The 15258-nt window shown below is 42.7% G+C and carries 6 protein-coding genes and 1 pseudogene; 2 read left to right on the top strand and 5 right to left on the bottom strand.

Annotation, left to right across the window (positions count from 1 at the left end):
* The first annotated feature begins 17 nt into the window (after positions 1–17).
* Complete coding sequence (gene dinD, locus K6V21_RS05230) at positions 18–851, top strand: DNA damage-inducible protein D (RefSeq protein ID WP_224321086.1); 834 nt, start codon at positions 18–20, stop codon at positions 849–851.
* A 57-nt stretch (positions 852–908) separates the two neighbouring features.
* Here dinD and K6V21_RS05225 read toward each other — a convergent pair whose 3' ends face one another.
* A complete protein-coding gene (locus tag K6V21_RS05225) occupies positions 909–4964 on the bottom strand; it encodes a hybrid sensor histidine kinase/response regulator transcription factor (protein WP_224321083.1) in 4056 nt (1351 codons plus the stop codon).
* 226 nt (positions 4965–5190) lie between these two features.
* On the opposite strand from K6V21_RS05225, the gene K6V21_RS05220 reads away from it, so the two are divergent.
* Positions 5191–8799, top strand: a complete 3609-nt coding sequence (locus tag K6V21_RS05220; protein WP_224321082.1) for a glycoside hydrolase family 38 C-terminal domain-containing protein — start codon at positions 5191–5193, stop codon at positions 8797–8799.
* A 143-nt stretch (positions 8800–8942) separates the two neighbouring features.
* On the opposite strand, the gene K6V21_RS05215 is transcribed toward K6V21_RS05220, so the two are convergent.
* The 4 genes and pseudogenes from K6V21_RS05215 to K6V21_RS05200 form a co-directional block, all read right to left on the bottom strand.
* Positions 8943–10031, bottom strand: a complete 1089-nt coding sequence (locus K6V21_RS05215) for an acyltransferase (protein WP_224321081.1) — start codon at positions 10029–10031, stop codon at positions 8943–8945.
* A 90-nt stretch (positions 10032–10121) separates the two neighbouring features.
* Positions 10122–12071 (bottom strand): glycoside hydrolase family 97 protein, encoded by a 1950-nt coding sequence (locus tag K6V21_RS05210; protein ID WP_224321080.1) that lies wholly within the window; start codon positions 12069–12071, stop codon positions 10122–10124.
* A 134-nt stretch (positions 12072–12205) separates the two neighbouring features.
* A complete protein-coding gene (locus tag K6V21_RS05205; RefSeq protein WP_224321079.1) occupies positions 12206–13063 on the bottom strand; it encodes an alpha/beta hydrolase in 858 nt (285 codons plus the stop codon).
* 22 nt (positions 13064–13085) lie between these two features.
* Positions 13086–15152 (bottom strand): annotated as a pseudogene (locus K6V21_RS05200) (GH92 family glycosyl hydrolase); the annotation flags it as partial.
* Between the last annotated feature and the right edge of the window lie 106 nt (positions 15153–15258).

The following is a 15258-nucleotide window of genomic DNA, read 5'->3' as shown; positions in this document are numbered from 1 at the left end:
CCAACTACTATAAATAAATGAAAGGAAATGAAATTTTAGCCTTATTCCGCCAGTTTGAAGAGGCCGCTTCCGAATACGAAGGTGTAGAATGCTGGAGTGCAAGAGAATTGCAGGTTTTGTTGGGTTACTCTAAGTGGGAGAACTTCGTCAAGGTGATTGATAAAGCTAAAGAAGCTTGTGAACATGCCTCAGAACATGTTCCCGATCATTTTCCTGACGTCAGGAAAACGATCGCAATGCCTAAAGGAGCCGAAAAAGCTATTGATGACATGATGCTTACCCGCTATGCCTGTTATCTAATTGCACAAAATGGTGATAGCCGTAAAGAACAGATCTCTTTTGCGCAGAATTATTTTGCGGTGCAAACCCGGAAAGCGGAATTGATAGAACAGCGTTTACTTGAGTATGAACGTGTAAAAGCTCGTGAAAAGCTTGGACAGACTGAAAAGCAGTTATCAGGTGTTATTTATGAAAGAGGGGTAGATAGTAAAGGATTTGCCCTTATACGTTCTAAAGGTGACCAAGCGCTGTTCCGTTTGAGTACACAACAATTAAAACGTAAAATGGGAGTTCCCGATAGTCGTCCTGTAGCTGATTTTCTTCCTACTATCAGTATTAAGGCAAAAGATTTGGCTGCTGAAATGACAAGTGTAAATATACAGACTAAAGATTTAAGAGGGATTAATCCGATTGGTCAGGAGCATGTAGATAATAATACTGCTGTTAGAAATATGCTGTTACAGAGAGGGATTGTTCCTGAAAGTCTTCCTCCTGCTGAAGATGTGAAAAAAGTACAGAGGAAACTGGACAGTACGGAAAAGAAAGTATTGAAGGAAACCAAAAGGAAATAATCTATGGATTTATATGTTGAGGTTGTAACAAAGGTTACAACCTCATTTTTTGTTCTTTTAGTCTGTCAATTCCTTCTTCACACTATCCTTCTGCTGTTCCCTATATTGGCGTGGTGGCATACCGAAACGCTGGGAGAATAACTTATAGAACGTTCCGCGGTTATTGAAACCTGTCTTGTCCATTATTTCCTCAATGGTATAGTTCTTTGTCAGCAACAGTCGCTCGGCCATTGTGAGGCGATATTCTTTGATGATATCAGCAGGAGATTTGTCCGTTATAGGCTTTAATTTACGGTAGAACTGACGGGTGCTATAGCCCAGGTCACTGCTCAATAGTTCAACGGATAAGTCAGGGTTTGTGATATTCTTTTCTATGGTTTCTATCACCTTATCCAGGAATTCCTGATCTTCTTTGTGGATACAGTTCCCGTTTTCCACTTTGAATGAACTGAATATGGAACTATAATATTCTTTCAGGTCCGATTCTCTTTTAATCAACCGGTAGACTACTTTCTCTAAGTATTTTACATTGAAAGGTTTCGTCACATACACTTCTGCACCAGCCTCAATGCCTTTCACCTGATCGTCTTCGTGATGAAGGGCAGACAGTAGAATGAGTGGAATATGGCTCCATAACTTGTTTTGCTTGATTTTCTGGGCAAAGGAAAGTCCGTCTATTTCAGGCATCATCACATCTGAAATAATCAGATCCGGCTGTTTCAGTTCCAGACTGGCCAAAGCTTCTGCAGCGTTATTGAAAGATAATACATTGTATTTATCTACAAATATTTCCGAGACGAACCATAACATAGAAGGATCGTCGTCAATGATCATAACCGTGTGCTTGGAAGTGTCGAAATTAACAGCGGTCTGTTCCAGTTCCATGGGCTCCGTATTTGTATTCAGAGGTCCTGTTTCATACACTTTTTGGGGTGTTTCCGCTTCCTGTGCAGTGGGCGATAGTTCCGGTAAAGTGACTGTAAATGTCGTTATCTCATTCTGAATACTGCTGACATTGATTTCACCGTTCAACAGAGTAACCATATTCTTACAAATAGCCAATCCCAGCCCATTCCGTGAATTCTTGCCATTCATTTCAAAAGAATCCAATATCTTATAGCGATCGAATATCTTTGCAAGATTCTCTTTCGCTATCCCCTTTCCTGAGTTGGATATATTAAGGGTTAGAAGCTGGTTTTCTACTTTCAGGTCGATGGTGATATTCCCTTCTTCCGGAGTATATTTGAAAGCATTTGAGATCAGGTTATTGACGATCTTGCTGAAACAACTGATATCCGTGTTCCATTCAATGTCCGGCTCAATATCCAACCGATAGTTCAGATTCTTATTTTCAGCCAATTCACAGAAGGATTCCGCTATGTTCCGGAGTTTGTCCGATACAGATAATCTTTGGATAGAAAGCACTTTATGACCGGTTTCCAGCCTGCGGAATTCCAGCAGTTCCAGAATCAAGCCATTCAGTTTTTCTGTATTCTGCTGTATCATCTTCCCGTATTTGCGGATATACGAATCAGATTGCGGGTAGGCAAGTATCTTTTCGCACGGACCATAAATCAGCGTCAGCGGCGTACAGAATTCATGCGTGATGTTGGTAAAGAAGCGCAGCTTGGACTCATAGACTTCTTCTTTCTTTTCCCGGTTCAATTTCTCAATCATGCGGTGTTGCTTCCGGCGGTATTGATGAACTATCCTGTAAACAGCAAGAATGCAGAACAAAGCGATTAATATGAAATAGAGAATATACGCCCAGTTACTTAAATACCAGGGAGGAGTAATCTGAATCAGAAGTTTCTGCGGTTCGCACTCTTTTCCATTCATGTTATTCTTGTATTTCACTAACAGGGTATATTGTCCGGGTGCAAGATTGGAGAAGATGGCGCTGGCCGATATTCCACTTTCTATCCACTGGCTGCTTACTTCGTCCAATTTGTAAGAATAAGAGTAATTGTTACCATTTATATAATCTATTGCCATAAAGTCGATACAGAAGAAGTTCTGGCTATAATCCAGCTGAAGTATCTTCTTTCCTTTCTTGTCGTGAAGAAAATCATGAATATTGTATTCTTTTCCGAAGATAGATAATCCCTTCAGGTTTATTTGAGGCATATAGTCTGCCATAATATAAGCGTTAGGCTTGACGGTGACAAACCCGTTTGTCCCTCCGAAGAACAAAGTTTCGGTCCGCAAGTCTTTATAGAAAGCTCCATCACTGAATTCAGTGACTTCCAGTCCGTTTTCCCGGTCGTAAGTCTGCCCGGTATTGGTTTTAGGGTTGAACCTTACCAGTCCTTGATTCGTGCTGATCCAAAGGTTATTTTGCTGGTCTTCCAAAATGCCATGTACTGTGTTGTTTGAGAAAAGGTCAGCCCTGTCATGATAATGTGAGTAATCTTCATTGAAGTGAAGTAGTCCGGAGCTGGTTCCCAGCCAATATCCTTTCTCATTTTTATAAATGGCGAAAATATCATTGGCCGTCTGACTGTTCACTACATTATCAAATCTGTATGGAGTTAGCTGTTCGGTTTCGACATTGAGCCGGTAGGCTCCATAACCACGATTACCGAACCAAAGGATAGAATCATTCTCTTGGAAGGAGGTAAAGAAATAATTGGAAGCCATACGCCCGTCATCCAGAACAATTCTGGTAGCCGATTTAACGGAAGGAGAGTTACCGGCTTTATCCAAAATAACTTTTACGATACCTTCACCTACAGTGGATACCCATAAAGTGGTATCATTTAATTCGTTGATGGAATGTACATATTTCACCTTCTTTCCATCGGCTATCACTGTAAATGCTTTCAGCTGTTTATTTTGGTATGAATAGTAGTTGAGGCCGTTTTCTGTTCCAATCCACAACCTGTTCGCAGAACCGGGGGCAAAGCAATAGACGGTGTTGTCGGTTAAGGTACTGTTGCTGATGGAGATCCGGTCGAAAGAAGCTGCTGCATTGGTTTCCGGAGAATAATTCCTGATACGCAATATACCTCCTCCTTTGGTTCCTATCCATAAGGTTTGTTCCTCGTCGTAGTAAACGGTACGTACGGGGTTGTTTATCTGGTATACAGGAGTATCCAGCAGCGTATTGGTAATGGAGAAAGCATCATTGAAGTACATGTATACCCCTTGTCCGTCTGTTCCTATCCAAACAATATCCTGATATTTGTCCTTCATCAGGCAGAAGATGCCGGAATGGATTTCCGTATCTTGCATCTGGTATTTTATTTTCTGATCGGACATATATTTCAATACGATCAATCCGCTGCTTTTGAAGCCAATGTAATAGTCGTTTTGTTGTTTGATGATGGAAGAAACTTCTCCGCGAGTTTCGACTTCTGCTTTGAGATCTGCAATAAAGTATTGCTGTTGATTGCCGAAGTCATATTCATAGAGTGAGTAAGTCTTATCGATGAAATAGACCAGATCTTCTTCTGCGAATGCCCATAGTAACTGTTCGGGGTGCTTGAAAAGATTGTTGGGGGTGAGGGTTATTCCTTCTTTATTCTTGTTTATCTGATAGCTGCGGGTGTCATTATCCGAAGTGAATATCCATAGAATATTGTTTTCGTCGATGATGGTGGATAATACGTGTCCAAATGCTATTTGAGGTACTTCCAGCTTTTGGAAGAGTTGCTTTTCCGGTTGATAGTAATAGATATATCCGTCGTCTTTTACGATGAAAAGGTCATTATCCCTGCTTTTTGCCATATAGTTCTTGTCTTTGAACTCCGTAAAGCTTTTAGATGTCTGGTGTTTGGTATCCAGACGGTCCAGTCCATAGTTGGTCTGTATCCATAATACCTCCTTTTCAGTCTCCATGATGTCGTTAATCAGATTTCCGGATAGCGAGGCTTTCGTCGGGTTGGCAGGATTGTACACATGGATATTGGTACCGTCGAAAATATTCAAACCGTCACATGAACCGATCCAGATAACTCCCTGATGATCCTGGTAAAGGGATAAGATAGCACTGTTGGATAAACCGTTCTTGTTTGAAAATTGCCGCAGACTGTATGCATGAATCAAATGCGGAAAGCAGCATAAGATGCAGATAAGCAGTGAAACTTGGGGGAAGTAGTGTCTGTTTTTCATATCTGTATATCGGACTAATTAGGTATTGCAAAGATAGAGAATTATGGTCGGATATGGTTGGGAAGCATAGAAAAAAGAGTAATACTTTTCTGACTTTTTTGTGCGTTTTACAGCCATAGCCATGTAATTACACTTTTATGGCATAAATATAGGTATGCTTTTAGGTAAGTGCCGCTATTTTTGCGATTGATAAATATCTGTATTATTCACAATAGAATATTTTACTATGAAATTACCAGTTATCCTATTAGCATCTACGCTGCTTTGTTCAGGTAGTATGCATGCACAGAGTGCAAAACCGGAGAAAAAAGCGAAAGCTTATATGGTGGCAGATGCCCACCTGGATACCCAATGGAATTGGGATGTCCAAACCACCATCAAAGAGTATGTTTGGAATACCTTGTCCCGTAATCTGTTTTTGTTGAAGAAGTATCCCGATTATATCTTCAATTTTGAAGGAGGTGTCAAATATGCTTGGATGAAAGAATACTTTCCCAGTGAATATGAGCAACTCAAAGCATTTGTGCGTTCAGGTCGCTGGCATATCAGTGGCAGTAGTTGGGAAGCATCGGATGTGCTGGTACCCTCTGTTGAGTCTTCTATTCGTAACATCCTGCTTGGACAGGAATATTACAGAAAAGAGTTTGGGACAGAAAGCACGGATATTTTCTTGCCCGACTGTTTTGGCTTTGGCTGGACGCTGCCTACTATTGCCAAACATTGCGGTCTCATCGGCTTTTCTTCGCAGAAACTCGACTGGCGTAACCATCCTTTTTATGGAGAGAGCAAACATCCTTTTATGCTTGGATTGTGGAAGGGGATTGACGGTTCTTCTATTATGCTTGCTCATGGCTATGATTATGGTAAGCGCTGGAATAACATCGACCTGTCGGAAGATAAAGAATTGATGGGACTGACTAAGCGCACTCCATTGAATACGGTTTATCGCTATTATGGCACGGGTGATACGGGTGGTTCTCCCTCAATAGGCTCTGTCAATTCTGTAGAGAAAGGTATCAAGGGGAACGGACCGTTAGAAATAATCAGCGCAACGAGCGATCAGCTATTCAAGGATTATCTTCCTTATGAAAAACATTCGGAATTGCCCGTTTTCAACGGCGAATTGCTGATGGATGTACATGGAACCGGATGTTATACTTCGCAAGCTGCCATGAAGCTTTATAACCGTCAGAATGAACTTTTGGGAGATGCTGCCGAAAGAGCGGCCGTAGCAGCGGATTGGTTGGGTATAGCCGGCTATCCGGGTGAAAGTCTGACAGAAGCATGGAAGCGTTTCATTTTCCACCAATTCCATGATGACCTTACCGGTACCAGTATCCCACGCGCTTATGAGTTTTCGTGGAATGATGAATTGCTTTCATTAAAGCAATTTTCAGGTGTCCTGACAGCTTCGGTAGGGGCTGTTTCTGAGAAAATGGATACTCGCGTCAAGGGTATTCCGGTTGTGCTTTACAATGCACTCGGATTTCCGGTTACGGATGTAGCGGAGGTAGCGATTGAAGCTCCCAAATTCCCCAAAGGTGTCAGTGTTTATAATGCGGAAGGCAAGCAAGTAGCTTCCCAATTACTGTCTTACCGGAATGGAACTGTGTATTTATTGATAGAAGCAACTGTACCTGCTACAGGATATGCCGTGTATGATATCCGGCTTTCCGGAAACCAGAAGCAGGCAGATTCTTTTGTTTCAGAAACAACAGTGGAGAACTCTGTCTATAAAATCTCATTGGATAAGCAAGGAGATATAATCTCGCTTTACGATAAGAAAAATAATAAAGAACTTGTTAAGGACGGCAAATCTATTCGTCTGGCTCTTTTTACTGAGAATGAATCATATAATTGGCCAGCTTGGGAGATTCTGAAAAAGACTATTGACCGTGCACCTGTTTCTATTACTGAAGACGTGAAAATGAATCTGTGTGAGAACGGTGCCCTGCGCAAGACTTTGTGTATAGAAAAGCGCCATGGCAAATCGTTGTTCCGTCAGTATATCCGGCTTTACGAGGGAGAATTGGCTGACCGTATAGACTTTTACAATGAGATAGACTGGCAGTCAACGAATGCACTGCTGAAAGCAGAATTCCCCTTGAATGTTGATAACGAAAAGGCGACCTACGATTTGGGTATAGGCAGCGTTCAGAGAGGTAATAATATATTGACCGCTTATGAAGTGTATGCCCAATATTGGGCGGATTTAACCGATAGTGACGGCAGTTATGGTGTTTCTATTATGAATGACAGTAAATATGGCTGGGATAAACCTGATAATCATACACTCCGCCTGACATTGCTTCATACACCCGAGACTAAGAACAACTATCCGTATCAGGACCGTCAGGACCTGGGATATCATACTTTCACTTATAGTTTGGTAGGGCACGCCGGCGGTTTGGATAAGGCGCAGGTCGTTAAGGAGTCTGAAGTATTAAATCAGCGTTTGAAGGCTTTTGCTGCCGGGAAACATTCCGGAACATTGGGCAAAACCTTCTCTTTCGCATCTTCGGACAATAGTAACGTTGTCATCAAAGCTTTGAAGAAAGCGGAAAGTTCGGACGAATATGTGGTGCGTGTGTACGAAACGGGTGGCAAAGCTCCACAAAATGCAGTGCTGACATTTGCAGGAACTATTACAAGTGCCGTTGAAGCAGATGGTACGGAGAAGAATATAGGAAGTGCGGACTTTAGCGGTAATCAGCTGGAAGTCTCCATACAGCCCAACAGCATCAGGACCTATAAAGTCCGTTTCAATGATAATAAGAAGGAAGAATTGCGATGCGAACAACTGCCTCTCAATTATGACCGTAAATGTTTCAGCTGGAACGAATTCCGTTGGGAGGCTAATTTCGAAGCCGGTTATTCTTATGCCGCTGAATTAATACCTGCCGATATAACTGTTAATCGTGTTCCTTTCCATCTGGAAACAAAAGAAGAAATGAATGGTATGTTATGTAGCGGAAATACCTTGCAACTGCCTGCCGGACATTCCTATAACCGTTTGTATATACTGGCTGCTGCGGCAACTGCTGAAGAAGATGTTAGAGGCGTATTCCAGGCAGGGAAGAATTTGCAGGAGATTGTCGTTCCTTCTTATACCGGTTTCATCGGACAATGGGGGTATACAGGCCATACACAAGGCTATTTGAAAGATGCAGAAGTGGGCTATGTCGGTACACACCGCCATTCCGCTGAGGGAGATCATGCTTATGAGTTTACTTATATGTTCAAGTTTGCCATTGACATCCCTGCTAAAGCAACTGAGGTTATCCTGCCCGATAATAAAGATATTGTTATTTTTGCTGCTACATTGGTTGAAGAACCGTATGCACCTGTTAAAGCACTATCTACTTTATTCCAGACTGCCAATGAAGATGATGCCAGCTTGCAGAAGACAGCAGAACTGAAGATCAATCTGTTGAAACCGGAACATATCGTTGCTTGGTCGGGATATACCAACGACAATGAGAAACCTGCATTTCTCATTGATGGAAACGAGAATACTAAATGGTGCGATACCTCTATGCTCCCTAACTATATTGATTTTGATTTAGGAATGGAAAAGGAAATAAGCGGTTGGAAGATGGTGAATGCTGCTCAGGAAAGCTATTCTTACATCACCGGCAGTTGCTTCTTGCAAGGCCGGAATAACCCGAATGAAGCATGGCGCACATTGGACTTTGTAACCGGAAATAAGCAGAATGTAATTAACCGTTCTTTGGGTAAGACTGAGAAGGTACGCTATCTGCGTCTGTTGGTTACTCAACCGGTACAGGCTGCTAATGGGAAAGATACGCGAATTTATGAGTTTGCAGTTTTTTAATAACTCGTTGACGGAATTAATGTCTTTCTGTAGGGTTATGAATATATTTTAGACACGGAATTCTAAGATTTGCGCAAAGATTTGCGCAAATCTTAGAATTTCTTTAGGATCAGCCACCCAATTTTTCATAAACAATTTGATATTTATCCTATTATCCATTTACTGCCCGGTATAAATGAGATGATCTTTGCTGTTACGAAACAGCAAATGAAAGTACTCACTGCAATACAAGGTATAGCCGCAACGGTAGGCAGTGCCAGAGTGTGCTTGAATACTGTTACCCACAACCCGAGCCAGAATATATGCATGAGATACATGCCATAGCTGAGTTTTGATGCTTCTGTTAGAATCCGTGGGGGATTTGGGCGATTGATGCATGTGAAAATAAGGAATGTACCCGTTGTAAGAAGCACACAATTGATTGTACAGAAAGCCCATCCTATTTCTATTACAGGTGTGGAAAGAATTTCTCCGGGTACAGCCTGAATATAGAATGAGTAAATGGTCCATACAGCTCCGATGATCATTAGAATACCTCCTACGGTGAGACGTTTGGAACGGTTCCATGTAAGGTGAACACGTATGTAATGTGCTAATACCAGATATCCCAGGTAGCCTGAAAAGTACCATAACATGTGGTACTCATTCCAGAAACATTGCCCCCATACTTCACCGCACCAGCGGTTGAGATACGGCATACACGTTGATAACAGGAATAGCCCAATGAAGAAACGTTCTTCTTTCTTTGTGGCTTTACTCAACCACGGTGATATGATGGGTATGAACAAATAAAGACTGATCAAAGGATACATAAACCATAAGTGTCCGGCCTGTGATGGGAAGTTCAGTAATATTCGCGACATATCATTCAATGATGTCTCTCTATTGATTGCTCCCCACAACATTGGTAAGGTACTATAGAGTATCATGAAAATAAAAAATGGTGGCAGGATGCGTAAGCAGCGCTGGCGGTAAAATTGCCATGTGGTCTGTTCTTCTTTCATCGGTGCAAGGAGAAAGGCGGAAACAATCATGAACAGTGGTACTGCCATGCGTGAGAAACCGTCGTAAACTGCTACCCATAGCCGGTCTGTTTCACTGGCCAAATAAGACTGAGGTCCTACCATATCTGTAGATCCGGCAGCGCCATAAAAGTTTTCACTGGCGTGGACCAAAATGACAAGGAAACATGCGAATACGCGTACATAATCTAAAAAAACAATACGTTTCATTTTTTATTTGAATATTTCTGTTAATAATTTTGTATTAAGGTAATTCTCAGGGGAGGAGATTCAAAAAACTTCTCCGGATTAACTGTTAGATTATTCAATTACAGCTGCAAAGCCACCATTGCGTGCCAGACTTATAGTTAACTTATCTCCCTTTCTGAGTGTACGCTCTTTCTTGCGGTAATCCATAGCTTGGCGGTTGGCGTTTATTCCGTCTTCAAAAGAGGTCATACGGTAGGTTTGTCCTTCTTTCAGGAAGTTCAGGTTTAGTTCAAAGTCTCGTTGTTGCTCTCTATTATTGGTCATGCCACCGATATACCACTTATCTCCTTTGCGTTTGGCTACGATAGCGTATTCGCCAACTTTGGCTTTCAGGGCAATGGTTTCATCCCAGGTTTGTGGCACTTGTGTGATGAAGCGTGTACATTCGTCGTTACGGTAGTAGAGAGTTGGATTGTCTGCCATCATTTGAATTCCGCTTTCGAATATAACGAATAGCCCCATCTGATAGGCGCGTGTACCGATACTGGCTGAATTGGGACGCTCGGAACGGTAAATCTCCGGTTGCATGCTCAGCATAGCGCCCGGAGTATAATCCATCGGGCCTACTGCATTTCTCATGAAGGGAAGGTAGACACTGTTATCCGGTCGGCAGCCCCCCATTTGCTCCATACCTCTTACCCCTTCATAAGAAAGGACATTGGGATATTTGTATTCCAGCCCTGCCGGTTTGAATGATCCATGAAAATCGACGAACAGATGATGTTTGGCAGCTTCTTTGGCAACTTTTTCATAATAGTTTACCATCCATTGGTCGCTTCTGTCCATAAAATCAATTTTGACACCTTTCACACCCCATTTTTCAAATGTCTCGAACAAGCCGAAGTTCTTTTCTACCGTTAACCATGTCAGCCAAAGTACAATTCCTACATTCTTTTCTTTACCGTAGCGGATAAGCTCATGTACATCTACTGTTGGATTGGGAGTATAAGGATCTCTTGTGGACATGGCCCAGCCTTCATCCATGATGATATAAGGTATTCCATAGTGGGCGGCAAAGTCAATAAAGTATTTATAAGTATCCAGATTACAGCCTGCTACAAAGTCTACATCCGGTCCGTAAGGAGTGGCACCATTCCACCATTCCCAGCTTGCCAATCCCGGTTTAATCCAAGAAGTATCTTCCAATACATTTTTTTGCGCAAGCTGATAGGTCATGGTATTCTCTATCAATTGTTCGTCGTTTGTGCTGATGACAAAGTAGCGCCAGGGAAAACTGCGTTTTCCATTGGTTCGGGCAATGTAGCTTGCTTCTTTCTCTATTTTGAGGCTACGATCTCCGTCTTCACCGAATTCCAAAGGAACTTTGGGAAATATGGAAGACATGCTGTTATCGCCATTACTTTTAAAAAATAAAGCCGGATAGTCTGTCAAATCTGATTCGCTGATCAGGATTTTATATTCTTTCCGTGTATCTATAAGTACAGGTAGGAGTACCATTGGATCTGATGTTTTCCATTCATTACTTTGTATGTGGCGGTACTCTTCTTCATAAGCTGTTTTAAAGCCACCCGGTTGCTGCACGTGAAGCAGATAATTCTCCGGGAAGTTTATCTGAAGAGTTTCGCTGTTCACGTCGATTATTCCTTTCTTGTCTGTAATGAAACGATAGGCGACTCCGTTATTGAATGCACGGAATTCAATAGAATAATCTCCTTTGAATTTCAGTAGTAGTTGATTGTATGTGTTGGACACGATGGAATATTTTAGTGGAATTACCGGTGTAAGTGATTCTTCTACATTTTTGGAGCTTGTTTTTATGAGCTTTGGGTGGTTACCCAGTTGTTGGTTACCTACCTCTATTTGGAGATTGCATTGTTTCAGTAAAGTGTCGTTCCCGCAAATGATATCATAACTGATTTTGTCTGAAAGGCTGATCGACACCTGTATATTTCCATTCGGAGATTGGAGTTTCTGTATCTTTTGCCCATAGATGTGCAGGGTTGCACAAAGACTTGCTAATAGGAAAAAATGTTTCTTCATGGTATTTGTTTTTTTAATTTTCTTTGTGTGCAAAAGTAATGGGTTTTATAGATTTATAATTATGTATTTGTGACATAGTTGTATATTTCTCTGGCATTATTGTAAGGTTGGGCATACTTGTATGCTAGCCCTCTTCACCTATAATAAGTGTACTTTTCAGACTCCCGATTACGAATATATTCCAGTAAAATGTAGTGCGCGGGGCGTGACATTGTACCATGGTCGAATCCGTCCAGTTCATACAGATACGCTGCCGGATGGCCTGTTAGCTTAAGCATACGCCACATATAAGCATTTTCTTCGTAGCGGCCCAACATTTCACGTTCACGATCACCACAAATCAACAGAATAGGCGGACAATCTTTGCGGACGTAGTATAAAGGAGCAGCCTCATCAATCAATGGCTGAAGATCGGGTATGCCTCTGTCTCTACGGTTTTGGAAGTGTGTGATCATCTGTCCACTGAATGGTATGAGCGCTGCAAACTTATCAACATCTACATCATATTTAGCCAGACGTCGTTTGTCTAACCCTATCATGGAGACTAAGTAACCACCAGCGGAATGTCCGGCTAAGTAAATTTTGTTGGGGTCTCCTCCATAACGTTCGATATTCTTCATTACCCAGGCAGCCGCTGCGGCAGCATCATCCACGCAATCATCAGTAGTGATACCGGCGTTTATGGCTTTCGGGTCCTTGTTGCCTGCGCAGAGACGGTAGCTTACCCCGACAATACAGAGACCTTGCCCTTGCAGCTCTCTCGGGAGTTCACGGTCACCTACCGTCAGTCCACCACCGTGATACCATACTACAGTCGTAAAGTTTGTCTTATTTGCCGGATAGTAAACATCTAACAAACATTTCTTCTGTACATATTCATTTTTGCTATCAGGACGATAACTGATAGCCTTATCCGTTCTGTATTCTTGTGCCAGAAGTGTACCTGCACATAGTAGCAGGCACATTAACCAAAGTGTTCTTTTTCTTTTCATATTGCTTAATATATCATGATTATTACTCTTTATCTGAGAAAGAATAAGGGAAACTATCCGGTTCCGTACCGCGTTTATAATTGGGTTCACTACTCATGTCGAACCTGATTTTGGCGCCTTTTATCAATAAGGAATGGTTCAGATAGTTCTTGTCATACTTCTTGCCATTGTATCGTATATTGCCGATATAGCGGTTCTCATCACTGTTTTCCGGTGCTGATATCTCGATTGTTTTGCCATTCTCCAGGTGAACCTTTACACTCTTGAAGAGTGGTGCTCCCAACACATATTCGTCCGTACCCGGGCAGACGGAATAAAAGCCCAATGCCGACATGACATACCAGGCTGAAGTTTGTCCGTTATCTTCGTCTCTGCAATACCCGTCAGGGGTTGGCTGGTATAGACGGTTCATTACTTCGCGTACCCAATACTGTGTTTTCCAGGGTTGTCCGGCGTAGTTATAGAGATAAATCATGTGTTGTATGGGCTGGTTGCCATGTGCGTACTGTCCCATATCAATGACTTGCATTTCGCGCATTTCGTGTATCAGGCTTTGCCGGGTATTGGTGTTTGCACCGAATACGGGCGGTGTAGTAAATACAGAGTCGAGCATAGCCACAAAGTTCTTGTCGCCTCCCATCAGGTTTATTAAGCCCCGCATATCATGGAATACGGACCAGGAATAATGCCAGCTGTTTCCTTCAGTGAAAGGTCCCCACCATTCCACCGGATCGAAGTGCTGCGGGAAGTTGCCGTTGCGGTCTTTGCCGCTCATCAGGCTGTAAGGAGCATAGAACAGGTTCTTATAGTTCTGGCTGCGCTTCTTGTAGATGTCCAGTTCCGATGCCGGTCTGCCCAGTTTCTTTCCCATCTGATAGATACACCAGTCATTGTAGGCGTATTCAAGGGTACGGGCTGCACTCTGACCGATATCGGAAGGTACATATCCCAATTCATTGTATTCCTTGTAGCCCATGCGGCCGGAAGAAGGAACCGTGGGATGCTGGTTGTTGGCTCCATGCAACAGACCTTCATACATTTTCTCGGCATTCTGTTTGATGTTGCCTTTCACATAGGCATCTGCCACTACCGATGCGGAATTATTGCCTACCATACAGTCGCGATGTCCGGGACTGGCCCATTCCGGGAAGAAACCACTCTCCAGATAGGCATTCAGGAAACCTTCTTCCATTTGTTGGCTCATGGAAGGGTATATCAGGTTAATCATTGGGAGTTCTCCGCGGAAGGAGTCCCAAAAGCCGGTATCTGTAAAGAAGCGTCCGGGCATCACCTTGCCGGTGTGCGGGCTATAATGCAGGATGTTTCCCGCCGCATCAATCTCATGGAACGTCCGGGGAAATAATACGCTGCGGTATAAGCAGGAGTAGAAGGTGCGAAGTTGCTCTTCACTGTCCGATTCAACCTCTATTCGGCCCAGTACCTCATTCCAGCGCTCTTTACCTTTCTGCTTCAGTTCCTCCAGATTCATAGAGCCGAGTTCTTTCAGGTTCTGCTCTGCCTGTTCGGGACTGATGAAAGAAGATGCGATGCGGGCGCATACTTTCTCTCCCTTGCGGGTTGCGAATCCGATAATGGCTCCGGCATGATTTTCCTTAACGTCCGGTTGGCCCATTTTGATTTCACCATTGCTTACGGTTGCCGAGTAAGTGAAGGGCTTGTCGAAAGTAATGGTGAAGTAATTCTTAAAGTTGGCCGGTACACCACCGCTGTTTTTGGTCGTGTAACCGATGATTTTATTCTCGGCCGGAATCACTTTCACATACGAACCATTGTCGAATGCATCAATTACTACATAAGAATCTTTGCTCTCGGGAAAAGTGAAGCGGAATATGGCTGCACGCTCCGTAGGGACAATTTCGGTTGTAATATTGTGATCAGAAAGGAATGCGCGGTAGTAATAGGGTGTAGATACCTCAGATTTATGATTGAACCAGCTTGCACGCTTGTCTTGGTCGAATACGGGCTCACCTGTAATGGGCATGATGGCGAACTGTCCGTAGTCGTTTATCCAGGGACTGGGTTGATGTGTTTGTTTGAAACCTCTGATACGGTTAGATGCATAGGTGTAGTGGGTTTACATAGTCTACTATATCTTTCTTGCTTTGGGAGAATAAGAGAGAACTGGCTCCCAATAAGAATGATAAGAAAAGAATCTTTTGTTTCATGTTATTGGA

The sequence above is a fragment of the Bacteroides cellulosilyticus genome, from assembly GCF_020091405.1.
Taxonomy (GTDB): domain Bacteria; phylum Bacteroidota; class Bacteroidia; order Bacteroidales; family Bacteroidaceae; genus Bacteroides.
This window is presented reverse-complemented; position numbering and strand designations above follow the sequence as displayed.